The organism is Geobacillus sp. PLS 41, from assembly GCF_056494105.1.
The window spans coordinates 1,895,401-1,913,037 of the sequence record NZ_CM151395.1 but is presented as its reverse complement, the minus strand read 5'-3'; the positions used below and the strand labels follow the sequence as shown (position 1 = coordinate 1,913,037).

General features: G+C 56.3%; 18 protein-coding genes and 1 pseudogene. All 19 read right to left on the bottom strand.

Annotated elements, in window-relative coordinates:
• Nucleotides 1–27: 27 nt before the first annotated feature.
• Nucleotides 28–1,125 carry a histidinol-phosphate transaminase gene (gene hisC, locus ACVX3G_RS09585; protein WP_060788370.1) on the bottom strand — a complete coding sequence of 366 codons (1,098 nt, stop codon included), beginning with the start codon at nucleotides 1,123–1,125 and terminating at the stop codon, nucleotides 28–30.
• A gap of 31 nt (nucleotides 1,126–1,156) precedes the next feature.
• Complete coding sequence (trpA, locus tag ACVX3G_RS09580) at nucleotides 1,157–1,963, bottom strand: tryptophan synthase subunit alpha (protein WP_015375265.1); 807 nt, start codon at nucleotides 1,961–1,963, stop codon at nucleotides 1,157–1,159.
• A complete protein-coding gene (trpB, locus tag ACVX3G_RS09575) occupies nucleotides 1,947–3,161 on the bottom strand; it encodes a tryptophan synthase subunit beta (protein ID WP_013524128.1) in 1,215 nt (404 codons plus the stop codon). Before trpB ends, trpA begins: the two co-directional genes overlap by 17 nt.
• A gap of 359 nt (nucleotides 3,162–3,520) precedes the next feature.
• Nucleotides 3,521–4,164, bottom strand: a pseudogene (locus tag ACVX3G_RS09570) (phosphoribosylanthranilate isomerase).
• On the bottom strand, nucleotides 4,151–4,927 hold the full coding sequence (gene trpC, locus ACVX3G_RS09565) for an indole-3-glycerol phosphate synthase TrpC (protein ID WP_033005824.1): 777 nt from the start codon (nucleotides 4,925–4,927) through the stop codon (nucleotides 4,151–4,153). Before trpC ends, ACVX3G_RS09570 begins: the two are co-directional and overlap by 14 nt.
• Nucleotides 4,920–5,939: an anthranilate phosphoribosyltransferase gene (gene trpD / locus ACVX3G_RS09560; protein ID WP_015375268.1), complete on the bottom strand. Its 1,020-nt coding sequence runs from the start codon at nucleotides 5,937–5,939 to the stop codon at nucleotides 4,920–4,922. Before trpD ends, trpC begins: the two co-directional genes overlap by 8 nt.
• Nucleotides 5,933–7,459 carry an anthranilate synthase component I gene (trpE, locus tag ACVX3G_RS09555; RefSeq protein WP_011231689.1) on the bottom strand — a complete coding sequence of 509 codons (1,527 nt, stop codon included), beginning with the start codon at nucleotides 7,457–7,459 and terminating at the stop codon, nucleotides 5,933–5,935. Before trpE ends, trpD begins: the two co-directional genes overlap by 7 nt.
• Nucleotides 7,460–7,693: 234 nt before the next feature.
• A complete protein-coding gene (aroH, locus tag ACVX3G_RS09550; protein WP_015375269.1) occupies nucleotides 7,694–8,074 on the bottom strand; it encodes a chorismate mutase in 381 nt (126 codons plus the stop codon).
• The gene (gene aroB, locus ACVX3G_RS09545) at nucleotides 8,031–9,170 is read right to left on the bottom strand and encodes a 3-dehydroquinate synthase (RefSeq protein ID WP_479454535.1); all 1,140 of its coding nucleotides are present in this window, start codon (nucleotides 9,168–9,170) and stop codon (nucleotides 8,031–8,033) included. Before aroB ends, aroH begins: the two co-directional genes overlap by 44 nt.
• A gap of 2 nt (nucleotides 9,171–9,172) precedes the next feature.
• On the bottom strand, nucleotides 9,173–10,339 hold the full coding sequence (gene aroC / locus ACVX3G_RS09540) for a chorismate synthase (RefSeq protein ID WP_011231692.1): 1,167 nt from the start codon (nucleotides 10,337–10,339) through the stop codon (nucleotides 9,173–9,175).
• 100 nt (nucleotides 10,340–10,439) lie between these two features.
• A complete protein-coding gene (locus ACVX3G_RS09535; RefSeq protein ID WP_015375271.1) occupies nucleotides 10,440–11,210 on the bottom strand; it encodes a CheR family methyltransferase in 771 nt (256 codons plus the stop codon).
• Nucleotides 11,211–11,282: 72 nt separating this feature from the next.
• A complete protein-coding gene (gene ndk / locus ACVX3G_RS09530) occupies nucleotides 11,283–11,732 on the bottom strand; it encodes a nucleoside-diphosphate kinase (protein WP_013524132.1) in 450 nt (149 codons plus the stop codon).
• A 98-nt stretch (nucleotides 11,733–11,830) separates the two neighbouring features.
• Nucleotides 11,831–12,793, bottom strand: a complete 963-nt coding sequence (gene hepT, locus ACVX3G_RS09525; protein WP_025039231.1) for a heptaprenyl diphosphate synthase component II — start codon at nucleotides 12,791–12,793, stop codon at nucleotides 11,831–11,833.
• A 15-nt stretch (nucleotides 12,794–12,808) separates the two neighbouring features.
• On the bottom strand, nucleotides 12,809–13,513 hold the full coding sequence (gene menG, locus ACVX3G_RS09520; RefSeq protein ID WP_015375273.1) for a demethylmenaquinone methyltransferase: 705 nt from the start codon (nucleotides 13,511–13,513) through the stop codon (nucleotides 12,809–12,811).
• 4 nt (nucleotides 13,514–13,517) lie between these two features.
• Nucleotides 13,518–14,297: a heptaprenyl diphosphate synthase component 1 gene (locus ACVX3G_RS09515; protein WP_015375274.1), complete on the bottom strand. Its 780-nt coding sequence runs from the start codon at nucleotides 14,295–14,297 to the stop codon at nucleotides 13,518–13,520.
• A gap of 115 nt (nucleotides 14,298–14,412) precedes the next feature.
• Nucleotides 14,413–14,637, bottom strand: a complete 225-nt coding sequence (gene mtrB, locus ACVX3G_RS09510; RefSeq protein WP_011231698.1) for a trp RNA-binding attenuation protein MtrB — start codon at nucleotides 14,635–14,637, stop codon at nucleotides 14,413–14,415.
• Nucleotides 14,638–14,649: 12 nt separating this feature from the next.
• Nucleotides 14,650–15,216 (bottom strand): GTP cyclohydrolase I FolE, encoded by a 567-nt coding sequence (folE, locus tag ACVX3G_RS09505; RefSeq protein WP_011231699.1) that lies wholly within the window; start codon nucleotides 15,214–15,216, stop codon nucleotides 14,650–14,652.
• Nucleotides 15,217–15,344: 128 nt separating this feature from the next.
• Nucleotides 15,345–15,617: an HU family DNA-binding protein gene (locus tag ACVX3G_RS09500; RefSeq protein ID WP_008879623.1), complete on the bottom strand. Its 273-nt coding sequence runs from the start codon at nucleotides 15,615–15,617 to the stop codon at nucleotides 15,345–15,347.
• A 529-nt stretch (nucleotides 15,618–16,146) separates the two neighbouring features.
• Entirely contained in the window at nucleotides 16,147–17,625 is a 1,479-nt protein-coding gene (gene spoIVA, locus ACVX3G_RS09495) for a stage IV sporulation protein A (protein ID WP_011231701.1), read from the bottom strand.
• Between the last annotated feature and the right edge of the window lie 12 nt (nucleotides 17,626–17,637).

Here is a 17,637-nt window from a genome sequence, read left to right as displayed (position 1 = left end):
TTTTCTATCCATCCCGCCGCTGAACGGTCAGGCGAGCTGTTTTTCCCGAAGCAGTTGCGAAACGAGTTCCAACACCCGGTCGTTTTGCTCTTTCGTGCCAACCGTCACACGCACGCCGGTCGGCAGCCCAAGCGCTTGGCCCGAGCGGACAATGACGCCGCGCTCCAGCAAATAGCGGAACACTTCGTCGCCATCCAACCCGAAATCAATGAACAAAAAGTTTGTCTGCGACGGGTAATACTTCAGGCCGTTCTCCTCGCAAAAGCGATAATACCGCTCAAGCTCGGCGCGATTTCGTTCGACGCAGGCGCGGATGAACGCTTGATCGTCAAGTGCGGCCGCCGCGGCCGCTTGGGCGATGGTCGACGTGTTAAACGGCTCGCGCGCCGGCTCGACGGCGCGGATGAGCGTCTCACTCGCCACGCCGTAGCCGACGCGGAGCGCAGCGAGCCCGTATGCTTTCGAGAACGTGCGCATGACGACAAGCTGCTCGTACTCGTTTAAAAGCGGCACCGTTTGCGGGTAGTCGGGCGCCGTCGCATATTCGTAGTACGCTTCGTCCACGACGACAAGCACATGACGCGGCACGCGATCCAAAAAGGCGCGCAGCTCGGTGTCATTCACATACGTGCCCGTCGGGTTGTTCGGATTGCAAATCCAGACGATGCGCGTGTTTTCATCGATCGCCGCAAGCATCGCCTCCAAATCATGACGCCCATCAACAAGCGGCACTTCGCGCACCTCGGCCCGCTCGATGATGGCATTGTGCCGGTATTGCGGGAATGTCGGCGCCGCCATCACTGTATTCGCCCCCGGCTCTAAAAAGGCGCGGCAAAGAATTTGCACCACCTCATCCGAACCGTTGCCAAACAGAAGCTGTGTTTCCTTGACGCCAAGATGCTTCGCCACCTTTTCGCGCAACGTGCGGGCGCAGCCGTCCGGATAGACGGCGAGGCGGTCAAGCTCAGCGGCGATGGCCGCTTTTGCCGATGGCGACGAACCGTACGGATTCTCGTTAGAAGCAAGTTTAATAATCTCAGGCAAGCCATATTGCCGTTTGACTTCTTCGATCGATTTTCCCGGCTGGTACGGAGAAAGACCCCGGAGCGATTCCTTTACTTGCATGATTGTCGCCAACTCCTTCAATTCGGAACTTTTAGCGCGAAGAATAGGCTTCTCGAAGCGGCGCGGCAAGCGAACGGGCGTAGGCAGCAAACTCGGCGACGGCCGCTTCCCTTTCGTCCGGCGCCTGCAACCTCGGAGCCAGCTGCTCGACTTTTTGCACGAGCGCGCTGCCGACGACAACGCCGTCGCACACCTCTTTCAACATCGCGACTTGCTCCGGCGCCGAAATGCCAAAGCCGACGGCGACCGGGACGCGGCTATGCCGCTTCACTTCGCGGAGGAAATCGCCGAGCGTCTCCGGCAGCGTCTCACGCACGCCTGTAACGCCTAGCGAGGAGACGCAATACAAAAACCCTTGCGCCGCCGAAGCGATCCGCTCGATCCGCTGCTTCGACGTCGGCGCAACAAGCGAAATGAGCGGGAGACCAAACCGTTCGCCAAGTTCGCGGAGCGGACCGCTTTCCTCAAACGGCAAATCGGGAATGAGCACGCCGTCGGCGCCATTTTCCCGCGCTAAAGCAAAAAAGGATTCTTCTCCTAATTGTAACACAGGATTGTAATACGTAAAGAGAATAATCGGAATGTTTACCCCTTTTTTTCGCATCTCGCCAATAAGCTGAATGGCTTTCGGCAGCGTCATGCCCCCGTCAAGCGCCCTTGCGGCGGCGCGTTGAATCGTCGGTCCGTCAGCGAGCGGGTCGGAGTACGGCACGCCAAGCTCCAATATGTCAGCGCCGGCCTCCTCAAGCGCCAAGGCGAGATCGATCGTCACATCGGGAGCCGGATCACCGGCAACGATAAACGGGATAAATAGCGGCGGATTAACGGACAGTGGCAATGTCTTCACCTTCCCTCGCACCAAGATGGCGCATCATCGTTTGCACATCTTTATCTCCGCGGCCGGACAGGCAAATGAGCACCGTTTCATCCGGCGGCATCTCGCGGGCGAGCTCGACGGCTTTCGCCACCGCATGGGCCGACTCGATGGCCGGAATGATGCCTTCCGTTTGCGCCAACAATTGAAACGCAGCGACGGCCTCGTCATCGGTCGCGCTTTCGTAGCGGACGCGGCCAATGCTCGCCAAATACGCATGTTCCGGGCCGACGCCGGGGTAATCAAGGCCGGCTGAGATCGAATACGGTTCGAGAATTTGTCCGTACTCGTCTTGCAACAGGTAGGTCATCGCCCCGTGTATGACCCCTTTCGTCCCTTTTGTGATGGTCGCCGCATGGTGCGGAGTGTCGATCCCTTTGCCGGCCGCCTCGACGCCGACGAGGCGGACGTCATCTTGCAAAAACGGGTAAAACATGCCGATGGCGTTGCTGCCGCCGCCGACGCAGGCAACGATGACATCCGGCAGCTTCCCTTCACGGGCGAGAAACTGTTCTTTCGCTTCATCGCCAATCACGCGCTGAAACTCGCGCACCATTTTCGGGTACGGATGCGGACCGACGACCGAGCCGATCATGTAAAAATGGTCGTCGCAGTGGGCGACCCAATAGCGAATCGCTTCGTTCGTCGCATCTTTCAACGTTCGGTTGCCGCTTGACACCGGCACGACTTCGGCGCCCAACAGTTTCATGCGAAACACGTTCAGCTCCTGCCGCTTGATGTCTTCTTCGCCCATAAAAACGATGCAATCCATGCCGAAATGGGCGGCCACCGTCGCCGCGGCGACGCCGTGCTGGCCGGCTCCGGTTTCAGCGATCAGCTTTTTCTTGCCCATCCGTTTTGCCAAAAGCGCCTGGCCGATCGCGTTGTTGATTTTATGGGCGCCCGTATGGTTTAAATCTTCGCGCTTTAAATAAATTTTCGCGCCGCCGACTTGCCGTGTCAAATTCGGCGCGAACGTGAGCGGGGTCGGGCGACCGGAGTAATGCTGCAAAATGCGGATGTATTCTTGTTTGAACGATTCATCGGCAAGCGCTTTGTCAAGCTCCGCTTCGATTTCCTCAAGCGGAAGCATGAGCGTCTCAGGGACAAACTTGCCGCCGAAATCGCCAAACCGGCCGTATTCATTCGGAACGCGTTCCATCATCTAACCCCACCTTCTCCTTCATAAAAGTTGAAAGACGAAGAGCCGCATTTCTTCAAAGTGCCTGTGTTTGTTAACCGTCCGAGCGTCAGCGCCGTCTTTTGGCCCTTCGTTTTGTTATTTTTTTATCAGGTGTGTTGATGAACCAATAAAAAGTCTGTCGAGAAGGCTCTAGTCCGAGCTTTTCTGCCGTAGTCGGCAAGCGGCTCGCTTGCCGACCGGGCATGCTGCCGCATGCCCCCTCGAACAATGAACGCTTTGCGGGCAAATGTCATTCGCCCGCCGGCGTTCTTGTTCGAGGGAAGAGGCAGAAAATTGTGTTCAGCCATATCATTCTGTGTTTTTTCGTACATAACGGATCATCGACACCCGTGATGTTTTATTTTTTCTTCGATTTGTTTCATCTTCGTTGGATCTTTGCGTCCGTCCGTTTCAATGCCGCTGCTGATATCGATGCCATCCGGGCGGTAGACAAGCAGCCGCTCGATATTGTCCGGAGTGATGCCGCCGGCGATGAAGCACGGCACGCCTTGGCGGGCCGCCTCTTCCAAATAGTGCGGCACCGCCTCCCAATCAAAAGCGACGCCCGTCCCCCCCAGGCGCCGGCGGCGCGGCTGTCAACGACGTAGCCATCGGCAATGCCAGCGTACTGCCTCATCGCCGCAAGCGCACCGTCGCCATGGTGGATCGCCTTCCAGACGGAAAGCGGCACCGCCTCTTTCACCGCCGCCAGCTCCGCCGGCGTTTCACGGCCGTGGCATTGGATGACATGAAGCGGCAGCTCGGCGGCGACAGCGGCGATCCGCCTAACGGGGGCGTTGACAAAGACGCCGACAAGTTGCTTTGCGCCAAGCTTATGGGGCTCAAGCCATTGCTGCACTTCACTCGGAGAGACGTTCCGCCTGCTTTCGGCGAAAATAAAGCCGAGGTAATCAGCCCCGCTCGCGATAGCGGCCTGCACGTCTTCAGCCGAACGGTTGCCGCAATATTTAATTCGAATCATCCCCATCTTCCTCCCCAAACAGCCGGTAGACCGCTCGCTCCACATCATCTTGGCGCATGAGCGACTCGCCGACGAGCATGGCCTGCGCTCCGTACGATTTGACCGTCTTCACATCATTGAAGGAACCGATCCCGCTTTCGCTGACGATGACGCACGATGGCGGGATGAGCGGAGCGAGCGTTTTGGTCGCCTCAAGTGTTGTCACAAAGGTATGCAAGTCGCGGTTGTTGATGCCGACGATCTCCGGCGTAAACCGATCGAAAATCCGCTCGAGCGTCTCTTTCGCATGCACCTCGACCAGACATTCGAGCCCCAAGCTGTACGCTTCATGATAGAGCTCCTCGAGCGTTTCCGGCGGGAGCGCCTCGCCGATCAATAAAATCGCATCCGCCCCGAGTCGGACGCTTTCCTCGACTTGCCGCCGATCGATGATGAAATCTTTGCGCAGCACGGGAACGTTAACCGCTTCTTTCACCGCTCGCAAATAGCGGCGATGCCCTTGGAAATACCGTTCATCCGTCAGCACGCTGATCGCGTCGGCACCGGCGCGCTCATATGCTTTCGCGATGGCCACCGGGTCAAAATCCGGGCGAATGATGCCTTTTGACGGCGATGCTTTTTTCACTTCAGCGATCAAGCCAAGCATCCGCCGCGGCCGACGGAGCGCCGCCGCAAATGGCCGGCGCTTTCGCTCTGGCAATGGCGCCGGCAGCGTCAACGTTTCCACTTCTTCCCGTTTGGCTGCTAAAATTTGCTCAAGCATCATGAATCACTTCCTTCGCCCGCAGGCGTTGCAGTTGTTCGTATGCGGTTTTGGACAAAATGGCCTCTTTCGCCATCGCCACTCCTTCGGCAATCGTTTCAGCTTTGCCGGCGGCATACAGGGCGGCGCCGGCGTTCAGCGCAACGATATTGATGGCGCTCTCCGGCGCTGTTCCCGCCATCACCGCCTCAAGAAGCGCGGCGCTCTCTTCCGGATCGCGCACTTGCACATCGGCAAGCTCGCCGCGCGGCAAGCCGGCGTCTTCTGGTGCGATGACAAAGCGGCGGATCGCACCGTCTTTCAACTCCACGACATCCGTTTCTGCAGCGATGCTGCATTCATCAAGCCCATCGCGCCCGGTGACAAACAACACATGTTCCGAGCCGAGGCGGCGCATCGCCTCCGCCAATTTCTCAGCGTAGCAGGTCGAATAGACGCCGACGACTTGCCGCTTGCAGCGCGCCGGATTGGCGAGCGGGCCGATCAAGTTGAAAACGGTGCGGAAACCGATTTCCTTCCGCGGCCCGGCGGCGTGTTTCATCGCCGCGTGATAGAGCGGGGCGAACAAAAACGCCAGCCCTTTCGTTTCCAACGCCTGTTTGGCGGCCGACGGCGACGTTTGAATGTCGATGCCGAGCCGCTCGAGCACATCAGCGCTGCCGCTTTTTGACGAAACAGCGCGGTTGCCGTGCTTGGCGACTTTGACGCCAAGCGATGAAATGACGATCGCCGCGGCGGTGGAAACGTTGAATGTCGCCGCCCCATCGCCGCCCGTGCCGCACGTATCGATGACATCATCACTAGCCTCAATGGCAGTCATCCGGTCGCGCATCGCCCGCACAAATCCGACGAGCTCATCGACTGTCTCTCCGCGCAGGCGGAGCATGGACAACAGACTTGCGATTTGACTGTCCGTCGCCTCGCCGGACATGATGATATTCATCGCCGCATACGCTTCGTCTTCCGTCAACGCTTTCCCTTCCGCACATTTTACAAGCAGCTGCTTCAACATACGGCCCTCTCCCCTTTCGCAAATAGTCGTTCCGCTTGTTCAATCGCATTCATCAAGGCGCTCGCCTTATTGCGCGTCTCTTTCCACTCCAGTTCCGGAACGGAGTCGGCGACAATGCCGGCGCCGGCTTGCACATAGGCATAGCCGTCTTTCACGACCGCTGTCCGGATGGCGATGCACGAATCGATGTTGCCATCAAACCCGATATAGGCAATCGCTCCGGCATACAGCCCCCTTGCTGTCGGCTCGAGTTCCTGCAAAATTTGCATCGCCCGCACTTTCGGCGCCCCGCTCACCGTTCCAGCCGGAAAGGCGGCAAGGAGTGCATCGATCGGGTGGACGTTGTCGTCCAGTTCACCGACGACTTTGGAAATTAAGTGCATCACGTGTGAAAACTTGCCGATCTGAAGCAACACCGGCACCTCGACCGTTCCGTACTTGGCGACCCGGCCGATGTCGTTGCGCGCCAAATCGACAAGCATATAATGCTCAGCCCGTTCTTTCGGGTCGTGGTACAGCTCATCAGCCAGCCTCTCGTCTTCCTCCGGCGATCGGCCGCGCCGCCGTGTGCCGGCAATCGGATCGATTTCAACGCGCCGACGGTGCACTTGAATCAGTTTTTCCGGCGAACTGCCGACAATTTCCACACCGTCAAGCTGGAAATAAAACATGTACGGCGACGGGTTGATGTATCGGAGCAGACGATAAATGGCAAAGCCTCCGGCTTGAACCGGCACGCAGAAGCGCTGCGACAGAACCGCTTGAAACACATCGCCGGCCGCGATGTACCGTTTCACGGCCTCCACATCGCGCAAAAACTGTTTTTTGTCATAGTTGGACACCGCTTTGGCAAACGAGGCGGTCCGCCCCGATTCGCTTTCCGCCGGCAAGAGCGGCTGCTCGGCTTGAGGGCGGGCCGCTTTCGCCGCGAGATCGGCCATGCGCCGTTCGGCCGCGCGGTACGCTTCGATTTTCTCTTCCTCCGTTTCGTTGCCGCTCAACCGAATATAGTGAATGACGAGCAACTCACGCTTTTTTTGGTCAAACGCAAACAGCGATTCACAAAACACGAAATAGGCCGTCTTCATCGGCACATCGCGGTTTTTGTGGCGCGGCACTTTTTCGATGGCGGAAATGAAATCGTAGCCTAAAAACCCAACTGCACCGCCTGTAAACGGCACCGTCTCGGCAAGCGGCTTGACGGCAAGCGTCCGCTCGACCCATTGAAACGCTTCTTTCAGCGTCGGTGCGGTGATTTGTTCGTTCCCGTTTTCGTCCTTCACCGAAAACGTTTCGCCGGTTTCGCTCTCCAGCGTCAAAAACGGCGCCACACCGATGAACGAATAGCGCGCCCACGGTGATTCGTCATCCTTGCTTTCAAGCAAAAACACGGCTTCCTCGCGCAAATTGGCAAACACGCCGAGCGGCTCAATGACATCGGCTACAAATTTGCGCACAATCGGGATGGTTCGAAATTCGTTCGCTTCCGTCAAAAAAGCGGCCAGCCCATCAGCAGACATCACTTCTCCTCCCTTCATGATCAGCGGGCGGAGAATGAGGGTTTATGAGGCGAAAAAAGAGAGGGAAAAGAAAACGCCCAAAGACGACCGTCTTTGGGCAGATGTCGGCGAATGAAAAAACGCTCACCTCAGCTAAACTCGCTCATTCTCATCTACCCTACGCTCGCTCTCCACTCTCGCTCCACTTCTAACGCCCCCGATGTCTCAGGGGGCAAAGAGGTTATTTTCACTATATTACATTTCTGTTTTTTTTGTCAACGACAAATCCGGGCGCAACACGACCGCCCCTTTTAAATACACGTGGCAGATCTCTTCTTGCTGTTTCTCAGTCGCCACCGTCATCATGACGCGAATGCAGCGCGGCAATGAACCTGGCACCGGAATTTCCCTCGTGCACATGACCGGCACATATGTCCAGCCGTCCAAACGGCGCAGCGCCTGCGCCGGAAACGCGGCGGTGATGTCGTCAGTGACGGAAATGAGCACAAACGACACATCGGCAGCGGCGACATCGTTTGCGCGGATCATTTCACGAAGCAACGTTTCCGTTGCCGCCACGATTTCCTCGGCGTCATTTCGATCCACTGTAATCGCTCCGCGAATGCCGCGAATCATCCTTTCCCCCCTGTCTGGCAAACTCGTCCAGCCACGTGAGCAGGTTGTCGTCTTCGAGTTCCACCACTTCCACGTCGCCGATCTCACAGAGAAGCACCATCCGCACTGTTCCGGCGTACGCTTTTTTGTCGCCTTTCATCTTCTCAAGCAGGCGGCGCGTCTGAACCGTTGTCGGCAGCGACACCGGGAAGCCGTATCCGGCGAACCAGTCGGCCAATCGATGCTCAGCGAACGACCGGCCGTAAAACCGTTCGCTGACAAAGACGGCAAACAGCATGCCAACCGCAACCGCCTCCCCGTGAGTGAGCGCGCCGTAGCCTAACTCGCTTTCCAGCGCATGGCCGAGCGTATGGCCGAAATTCAAATGGGCGCGCACCCCGGTTTCTTTTTCATCCTCACGCACGACGGACGCCTTAATGTCAATGCCCTTTTCAATGCAATAGGCGAGCTTGCCGCCCTGCAAGTCGGCGAGCGTCTTGATTTCCGCGCGCAGCCAGTCGTAAAAGCGGCGGTCGCGGATGAGCGCATGTTTGATCACTTCGGCAAACCCGGACCGAAGCTCGCGCTCGGGCAGAGTGCGCAAAAAGGCGGTGTCATAGACGACCGCTTCCGGCTGGTGGAAGGCGCCGATCATATTTTTGCCGAGCGGATGGTTGATGGCGACTTTGCCGCCGACGGCGCTGTCGTGGGCCAAAAGCGTCGTCGGCATTTGAATGTAACGGATGCCGCGCATATAGGTGGCGGCGACAAACCCAGCCAAATCGCCGACAACGCCGCCGCCAAGCGCAATGATAACCGAGCGGCGGTCGAGGCCGCACTGCAATGCCGCTGTCTGGCAAGCGTAATAATGATCAAATGACTTGGCCGCCTCCCCGCTTGGAATGACGTAGGCGTACACGTCATACTCAGCGGCGGCAAGCAACGCCCGCACCTCATCCAAATAAAGAGGCGCCACAGTATCGTCGGTAACGATGAAAAGTTTTGTCCCTGGCGGACAGGAGAGCGACCGAAGCAAGCTTGGCAACACGCGGGCCACCCCATCGCCCAAAAGAAGCGGATAGCGCTTCGTCGCCGTTTCAATCGTCCGTTCGATCATCGTCAAAACTCCTTTGCATAGCGGCGGGCGCGTTCCACATTTTCCTTAATCAAGTCCATCCGATCCTGCCCAAACTGCTCAACGATCGCCGCCGCCACTTCCCAGGCGACAACGGCCTCAGCGACAACGCTCGCCGCCGGCACGGCGCAGCTGTCCGATCGCTCAATGCTTGCCGCAAACGGCTCTTTCGTCTCGATATCCACGCTTTGAAGCGGCTTGTACAGCGTCGGGATCGGCTTCATCACTCCGCGCACGACGATCGGCATCCCGGTCGTCACCCCGCCTTCAAAGCCGCCCGCCCGGTTCGTCCGGCGCGAAAAGCCTTGTTCTGGGCTCCAAATGATTTCATCGTGCACTTCGCTTCCCGGGCGGCGCGCCGCCTCAAAGCCGATCCCGAATTCAACGCCTTTAAACGCGTTGATGCTGACGATCGCGGCCGCGATTTTCGCATCAAGCTTTCGGTCGTAATGGACGTAGCTGCCCACTCCGGCCGGAACACCTTCAACGATCACTTCAACGATGCCGCCGATCGAATCACCGTTTTTCTTCGCCCAATCGATCGCTTCCATCATTTTTTGCCCCGCCTCCGGGTCAAAGCAGCGCACCGGTGATTCTTCCGTCACTGCCTGCAATTCTTCAAGCGAACGATAATCGAGCTTCTTTGCGCGCACGCCGCCGATTTCGATGACATGACCGGCGACGCGGATGCCGACCTCCTCCAAAATGCGTTTTGCCACCGCTCCAGCCGCCACGCGCACCGTCGTTTCACGCGCCGACGAGCGCTCCAGCACGTTGCGCATATCGCGATGTCCGTATTTCAGGGCGCCGTTTAAATCGGCATGCCCTGGGCGCGGACGCGTCACTTTCCGCTTCACTTCCGCTTCGTCATCAATCGGCTCAACCGCCATAATCGTTTGCCAATGTTTAAAATCACGATTCTCGACAACGAGCGCAATCGGCGAGCCGAGCGTTTTCCCGTGCCGAACGCCGCCTGTGATTTTCACTTCATCTTTTTCAATCTGCATGCGGCGGCCGCGTCCGTATCCTTTTTGCCGGCGCGCCAGCTCTTTATTGATGTGCTCGGCGCGCAGCTCAAGCCCGGCCGGCACTCCTTCCAAAATGGCCGTCAATTGCGGCCCATGCGATTCCCCTGCCGTCAAATACCGCATGTTTGTCTCTCCCTTCAGGTCTTTAACGCGTTTAAGTAAAAATATATCATAAATTCGAAAAATGAAAATAGTTTCAGGAAAAAAAGAAGCCGGCGCGGAGCTATTTTTTTCGGTAAAAAAACGTCTCTTCGACTTCAAAACCGTACAGGCCGGGATTGAAAATCTGCTCGGTGCTGCCGACAAACAGCACGCCTCCCGTCCGGAGCGCGTCGTGAAATTTGCGATACAGCATCCGCTTCGCCTCTTCCGTAAAATAAATGAGCACGTTGCGGCAGACGATCAAATCCATGTTGCGCGGAAACGGATCCGCGAGCAAGTTGTGTTTTTGAAACTTGACCGTTTGTTTAATCTTTTCGTCTATTTTATAATATTCGCCTTCTTTCGTAAAAAACTTTTTTCTCATTTCCTCGGGCAGCTCTACAAGCGACCGTTCGCTGTACAAACCGAGGCGCGCGCGGGCGAGCGCATTATCGTCAATGTCGGTCGCCAACACCGACACGCGGTGAAGCGGCAATCGTTTTGCGAGCACCATCGCGAGCGTATACGGCTCCTCGCCCGTTGAGCAGGCAGCGCTCCACACGTTCGGGCGCGGGTTTTCCGCCAATAGCCGCGGCAAAATGGTGTGCTCAAGCACCTCCCAACGCTTGGCGTTCCGGTAAAACTCCGAGACGTTGATCGTCATCCGATCCAAGCATTCATGCCATAGCGCCGGCTCTTTCTCCATCGCTGCAAACAGCTCGGCAAAGCTTTTTAGCCCTTTTTTCATGTACAACGACGCCAAACGCCGCTTCATTTGGGCTTCCTTATATAGCGATAAGTCAATGCCTGTTTTTCGCTTTACTTTGGCAATGAACTGCGCATAATCGTCCATCGTCGCCTGTCCCTCTCCCCTGTCAATGTACAAAAACGGCAAAAACCGGCCGAATGGCGGCCGGTCTTCGCATCAGTACAGCCATGCATTGATCTGTTTCGAATAGCTGACGAGCTCTTCTTCTTTAAAGAACAAGCTGATTTCGCGTTCGGCGCTTTGCGGCGAGTCGGAGCCGTGGATGACGTTTTTGCCGACCGTCAAGCCGAAATCGCCGCGGATCGTGCCAGGGGCAGCCTCCTGCGGATTCGTTTTCCCCATCATTTGCCGGGCGGCGGCGATCACGTTCTCGCCCTCCCACACCATGGCAAACACTGGCCCCGAGGTGATAAAGTCGACAAGCTCGCCGAAAAACGGGCGCTCTTTATGTTCAGCGTAATGTTGCTCGGCGAGTTCGCGCGACACTTGCATCAGCTTCGCGCCGACAAGCTGGAAGCCTTTTTTTTCAAAACGGGCGACAATCTCGCCGATCAAATTGCGCTGAACCCCGTCCGGTTTTACCATGATGAATGTCCGTTCTGCCATTCGCTCTCCACCTCTACTGTCGTATGTACTGGGAAACGGATTCCCACCCATCATAGTATCATTGTTTTCCGCCGTTGGCAACAGCGTCCTTGAAAGCGCTAATAATCCCTTTTCCCAATGTAGAGGGCGAGATCATGAAGCAGCGTGCGCGCTTCGTTGGCCGGCAGCTCGCCAAGCAGGCGAAGCGCCTTTTCCAAATAGCGGTCGCTTAGCGCATACGATCGTTCGATGGCGTCTGTCTGTTTAATGGCCGCTAGCACCGCCGCCATCTCCTCGGCATCCGTGTCCGCGTTGACGGCCGTAATTTTTGCCCGCACCTGTTCATCACAAAGGGCATACAGCACGGGGAGGGTGACGTTTCCTTGCTGCAAGTCGCTTCCGGCCGGCTTGCCGAGCTGCTCTTCCGTGCCGGTGAAATCGAGAATGTCATCGGTAATTTGAAACGACATGCCGACGTAATGGCCGAACCAATACAGCCGGTTGGCCACCGCCTCCGGCGCGCCGGCGGCAAGGGCGCCAAGCTGGCAGCTGGCGGCGATCAATAGCGCCGTTTTTCGGCGGATGCGCCGCAAGTACGTGCGAAGCGGCTGATCAAATCGGTATTTATCCTTGATTTGCTCGATTTCCCCGTGGCACACTTCAACGATCGTTTTCGCCAGCATTTGATGAGCGCGGGGGCTGTCAAGCTCCGCCATCCGCTCAAGCGAACGGGCGAAGAGGTAATCGCCTGTATACATGGCAAAGCGGTTGCTCCATCTCGCCTTGATCGTCGGCCGGCCGCGCCGCACGTCGGCGTCATCGATGACATCGTCGTGAACGAGCGATGCCATATGGATGAGTTCGAGCGCTACGGCTACATGTTTAATCCGTTCGAAATCATAATGGCCAAAGCGGGCGGACAGCAAGACAAAAACGGGACGGATGCGCTTTCCGCCCGCTTGCAATAAATGGAGCGCCGCTTCCCCGAGCGGCCCGTATTCGGATCGGACCGTCCGCTCCAGCTCCTCTTCGACCGCCGCCAAATCATCGCTTAAAAACGAATACATCGCCTTTAACTTCATGGTGTTCACCTTGACTCATCGTTTATAGCCTAAATGCATGGCCGCTACGCCGAACGTGTACGGTTTGACCTCGACATCGACGAAACCGGCTTCGCGGAACATCTCGGCCAGCTCGTCCCGCCCTGGAAATTCGCGCGCCGATTCCTGCAGCCACGAGTATTCCTCATAGCTTTTCGCCAACAGCTTGCCAAACAGCGGCATAATAAACCGAAAATAAAAATAGTAAAGCTGGCGGAAACCAAACAACGTCGGCTGCGACGTTTCCAGACAGACGGTCATGCCGCCCGGCTTGGTGACGCGGTGCATTTCCTTCAGCACCGTCATATAATCAGGAACGTTGCGCAAGCCAAAGCCGATCGTCACATAATCGAACGAATTGTCGGGAAACGGCAGCTGCATGGCGTTGCCGTGAATGAGCTTGACATTGCCGAGGCCGCGCGCCTTCACCTTTTGTTCGCCGACTTTCAGCATGTTTTCGCTGAAGTCAAGGCCGTACACTTCCCCCTCCGGCCCGACCGCCTCAGCCAGCGCGATCGCCCAGTCGGCCGTTCCGCAGCAAACGTCGAGCGCCCTTTTCCCTTTTTGCACATTCATCCTCCGCATGACGTCTTCGCGCCATTTCAAATGGCGGCGGAAGCTGATGACAGAATTCATCCGGTCATAATGTGCAGAAATGTTTTCAAATACGCGATGGACTCGCTCTTCTTTCGATTGATGCATCGTTCTACCCTTCTTCCACCGACTTTTTGACGATGGCTTGAAATCCGCCGGCAAGTTCCGCCATGCGAAACCGCAGCAGGTCGTTCATCGGCAAATTCGCCGCCAGCAGCGCTTCCTTGCAATGGTCAATATAACGCTCGCAAAGGCGAAGCAAATGCCGCTTTTGTTCTTTCGTCAGCCCTTTGGCCCATGGAAAGGCGATATGCGCCATTTGCTCAAACAGCATGGATGACCCCGTGCGGACGAACGCTTCCTGCTCGAGCAGCAAGCGCCGCAACAGCAAGTAATGGCCGGAAAATCGCCCCCATTGCGGCGCCCCGATGCGCTCGGCAAGCTTCGCAAGCAACGCCGACTCGATCGTGCCGACCGCGGCGAACAGCGTCTCGATCCGCTCCACCTTTTTTTCATACAGCCGCACTTTTTGCTCATTCATCTCGCGGACCGCTTCGGCGAACAAACGGATGAGCGCAACATCGCCCGAGCGCGCCAGCAAGTCGTAATAAAGCCCGCTGTACAAGTCGCCGGCCAAAACGACAAGCTGCCGCGTCCGCAAATCGCCGCCGCGGTCTGTCACCTGATCATGGGTGTCAAGGGCGATTTGCATGAGCATCATGGCGATGATGCACCGGTCCGGCTCATTTGGCGCCGCCGGAGCATCCATCATCATCGACAGCGAAAGCAGCAGCCGGTCTTCATCAACAGCCGGCGCCGGCACATGCGCGCGCAAATACGAATGGTCAAGCAGCCGTTCGATTTGTTCCTTCAATGACGCCAATTTCACCATGATGTCATTCACTCTTCTCACCCTTGTCCCCCAAAAAATATCCGCACCGCCATGACGGACTCCATTATAACATAATTTTGTCGAAAACGCTCTAGTTTGCTAGAAATTTGCTGGTTTACTTTTTCCCTTCCGATTCAACCACACCGTGGCGCGTTTGAATATACGCTTTTCCTCTCACTTTGATCGCCGACGTATGTTCCGTGAACTGAGCAATCAACACTTCGCCTTTGTCAAGCTTTTCCGAATGGTGAAATCTTGTGTCCGCGCCGCGCGTCAGCCCGATGACGTTCACCCCGTCTTCGAGCGCTTTAATGACGACAAAATCGCTGTTTGTGTACATCCTCTTCCCTCCTTACGCTTTGATTAACGAAAGCACTTCAGCGCGAGCGTTGGCATCTGTTTCAAACACGCCGCGCACCGCTGTCGTCACTGTTTTGGACCCCGGTTTTTTCACCCCGCGCATCGTCATGCACATATGCTCCGCCTCAACAACGACCATCACCCCATGCGGCTCAAGCGCCTCGACGATCGAATCAGCGATCGTTGCCGTGATGCGCTCTTGCAGCTGCGGGCGGCGCGCCACCGCCTCAACGGCTCGAGCGAGCTTGCTCAGCCCGGTCACTTTCCCTTCCCGCGGAATATAGGCGACGTGGGCAGCGCCAAAAAACGGCACTAAATGGTGTTCGCACATCGAATAAAACGGAATATCTTTGACGAGCACAAGCTCCTCATGTTCCTCGCTGAATACGGTTTGAAAGTGTTGCTTCGGGTCTTCCTGCAGCCCAGCGAACACCTCGGCATACATTTTCGCCACCCTCTTCGGCGTATCGACGAGCCCTTCGCGGTTTGGATCTTCCCCGATCGCCTCAAGAATGAGGCGGACCGCATATTCAATTTGCGCAAAATTGATCTCTGGCATACAAACAACATCCTCCTGCATCATAAAAGCTGCATGTAATCCGATTCTAGCATAGGGAGCCAAAAAAAACAAAAAAGAAGGGCCGGTGGATCACCTGCCCTTCCCTCCTGCGCTCCTGCTATGTAGGCTTACTTGACGGCATCTTTCAATGCTTTGCCCGGTTTGAATGCAGGAACTTTGCTTGCCGGAATTTCCATTTCTTCGCCCGTTTGCGGGTTGCGTCCTTTCCGGGCGGCGCGCTCGCGCACTTCAAAGTTTCCAAAACCGATTAATTGCACTTTATCGCCTTTTCGCAGCGCTTCTGTAATCGAATCAAACACCGCATCAACGGCTTTTGTCGCATCTTTTTTGGAAAGACCGCTTGTTTCAGCGACCGCGTTGATCAATTCCGTTTTGTTCATGCCATTCACCTCCTCCCAAGGGGCTGGTCTTGTTTACTACCATTTGTGCACACTTTTCTGCTTTTCTATACATAGACATCCAATTCCAGCGGCAAGAAGGCCCGCGCGCCGCGCCGGCGCAGCCAATCATTCTATGTTTGCCTCGCGACAGTCCGCCTAAGATGCGCCTATGCCGCCGGCTGAAGCCCCTTCCCAACAGTTTGGGCTCCTCCTGTTTTCGCCGGGCGCAAACGAAGCCAAGGGCGAGGAAAACCGCCTTCTTCCCGCCAACAGGCGGTGACATGCCTAATCTTAACCAATTGACCGCGGAAATTCAACATCTTTTTTCGCAAAAACGGCCAATTTTAGGCATATTTCACCAAAACAACGATTTCAGATAAAAGATTACCATAACGCCATGCCTATAATCAAGTGCCAATCCTGATTTCTCAAGGGTTTTGGCGATTTTTTCCCTTTGCCGCTTAGCAACTGAAAAAATGGCATCAAAAAAAGCTCCCTTGTCGGGAGCTTGCGCGCGGCCTCCGCTTTTCTATAAAATAATCGCGATGAGGCCGCCGGAGCCTTCGTTGATGATGCGCTCAAGCGTTTCTTTCAGCTTGTAGCGGGCGTTTTCCGGCATGAGCGCAAGTTTCGCTTGGATGCCTTCACGGACGATGGAGCTGAGCGAGCGGCCGAAAATGTCAGAGTTCCAAATCGACAGCGGATCGTCTTCGAAGTCTTGCATTAAATAGCGGACGAGCTCTTCGCTTTGCTTTTCCGTGCCAATGATCGGGGCAAACTCCGATTCGACGTCAACTTTGATCATATGAATCGACGGCGCCACAGCTTTCAAACGGACGCCAAAGCGCGACCCTTGGCGGATGATTTCCGGTTCGTCAAGACTCATGTCAGACAAAGCGGGCGCAGCGATGCCGTAGCCGGTTTGTTTGACCATTTTCAGCGCGTCGGCGATTTGGTCATATTCCGCTTTCGCATGGGCGAAGTCTTGCATGAGCTGAAGCAGATGGTCTTTGCCGCGAATCTCGACGCCGACGATTTCTTTTAAAATTTGATCGTACAGCTCATCCGGTGCATACAAGTCAATTTCGGCGATCCCTTGCCCCATTTCGATGCCGGCAAGCGCCGCTTTTTCGATGAAATCGTACTCGGCAAACTGCTGCACAACCCGGTCGACGTCGCGCAGCCGTTTGATGTCTTTGACGGTGTCGCGCACCGCTTCTTGATAGCTTTCGCGCAGCCAATGATCTTCGCGCAGCACCATCACCCAGCTCGGCAAGTTGACGTTCACTTCAAGCACCGGGAATTCATATAATGCTTCACGAAGCACGTTATACACGTCGGCTTCGCGCATGCTTTCCACGCTCATGGCGAGCACCGGAATGTCGTACTTTTCGGCGAGCTCGCGGCGAAGCGCCTCGGTTTCCGGATGGTGCGGCCGAACGGTGTTGACGATCATAATGAACGGCTTGCCGACTTCTTTGAGCTCGCTAATGACCCGTTCTTCCGCTTCGACATAGTCTTGGCGCGGAATTTCCCCGATCGTGCCGTCCGTCGTAATGACGACTCCAATCGTCGAATGTTCTTGGATGACTTTTCTTGTCCCGATTTCCGCCGCCTCTTGGAACGGGATCGGCTCTTCATACCAAGGCGTGTGGATCATCCGCGGCCCGTTTTCGTCTTCATATCCTTTTGCGCCGGGCACGGCGTAGCCGACGCAGTCGACAAGCCGGATGTTGACTTCAAGACCCTCGTCGACTTTCACCGTCACCGCCTGGTTGGGCACGAACTTCGGTTCTGTCGTCATGATCGTCTTGCCGGCGGCGCTTTGCGGCAGTTCATCTTGGGCGCGCGCTTTATCGGCTTCGTTTTTAATGTTCGGAATCACGACCAACTCCATAAACCGTTTAATAAACGTCGATTTTCCGGTGCGGACGGCGCCGACGACCCCTAAATAAATGTCGCCGCCGGTCCGCTCGGCGATATCTTTAAAAATATCGACCTTTTCCAAATGACTCCCCTC

Coding starts and splice junctions, on each gene's coding strand:
- hisC (WP_060788370.1), bottom strand. CDS start 1,125: ATGCAAGTAAAGGAATCGCTCCGGGGTCTTTCTCCGTACCAGCCGGGA.
- trpB (WP_013524128.1), bottom strand. CDS start 3,161: ATGGAACGCGTTCCGAATGAATACGGCCGGTTTGGCGATTTCGGCGGC.
- trpC (WP_033005824.1), bottom strand. CDS start 4,927: ATGCTTGAGCAAATTTTAGCAGCCAAACGGGAAGAAGTGGAAACGTTG.
- trpD (WP_015375268.1), bottom strand. CDS start 5,939: ATGTTGAAGCAGCTGCTTGTAAAATGTGCGGAAGGGAAAGCGTTGACG.
- trpE (WP_011231689.1), bottom strand. CDS start 7,459: ATGTCTGCTGATGGGCTGGCCGCTTTTTTGACGGAAGCGAACGAATTT.
- aroH (WP_015375269.1), bottom strand. CDS start 8,074: ATGATTCGCGGCATTCGCGGAGCGATTACAGTGGATCGAAATGACGCC.
- aroB (WP_479454535.1), bottom strand. CDS start 9,170: ATGATCGAACGGACGATTGAAACGGCGACGAAGCGCTATCCGCTTCTT.
- aroC (WP_011231692.1), bottom strand. CDS start 10,339: ATGCGGTATTTGACGGCAGGGGAATCGCATGGGCCGCAATTGACGGCC.
- ACVX3G_RS09535 (WP_015375271.1), bottom strand. CDS start 11,210: ATGGACGATTATGCGCAGTTCATTGCCAAAGTAAAGCGAAAAACAGGC.
- ndk (WP_013524132.1), bottom strand. CDS start 11,732: ATGGCAGAACGGACATTCATCATGGTAAAACCGGACGGGGTTCAGCGC.
- hepT (WP_025039231.1), bottom strand. CDS start 12,793: ATGAAGTTAAAGGCGATGTATTCGTTTTTAAGCGATGATTTGGCGGCG.
- menG (WP_015375273.1), bottom strand. CDS start 13,513: ATGCATCAATCGAAAGAAGAGCGAGTCCATCGCGTATTTGAAAACATT.
- ACVX3G_RS09515 (WP_015375274.1), bottom strand. CDS start 14,297: ATGGTGAAATTGGCGTCATTGAAGGAACAAATCGAACGGCTGCTTGAC.
- mtrB (WP_011231698.1), bottom strand. CDS start 14,637: ATGTACACAAACAGCGATTTTGTCGTCATTAAAGCGCTCGAAGACGGG.
- folE (WP_011231699.1), bottom strand. CDS start 15,216: ATGCCAGAGATCAATTTTGCGCAAATTGAATATGCGGTCCGCCTCATT.
- ACVX3G_RS09500 (WP_008879623.1), bottom strand. CDS start 15,617: ATGAACAAAACGGAATTGATCAACGCGGTCGCTGAAACAAGCGGTCTT.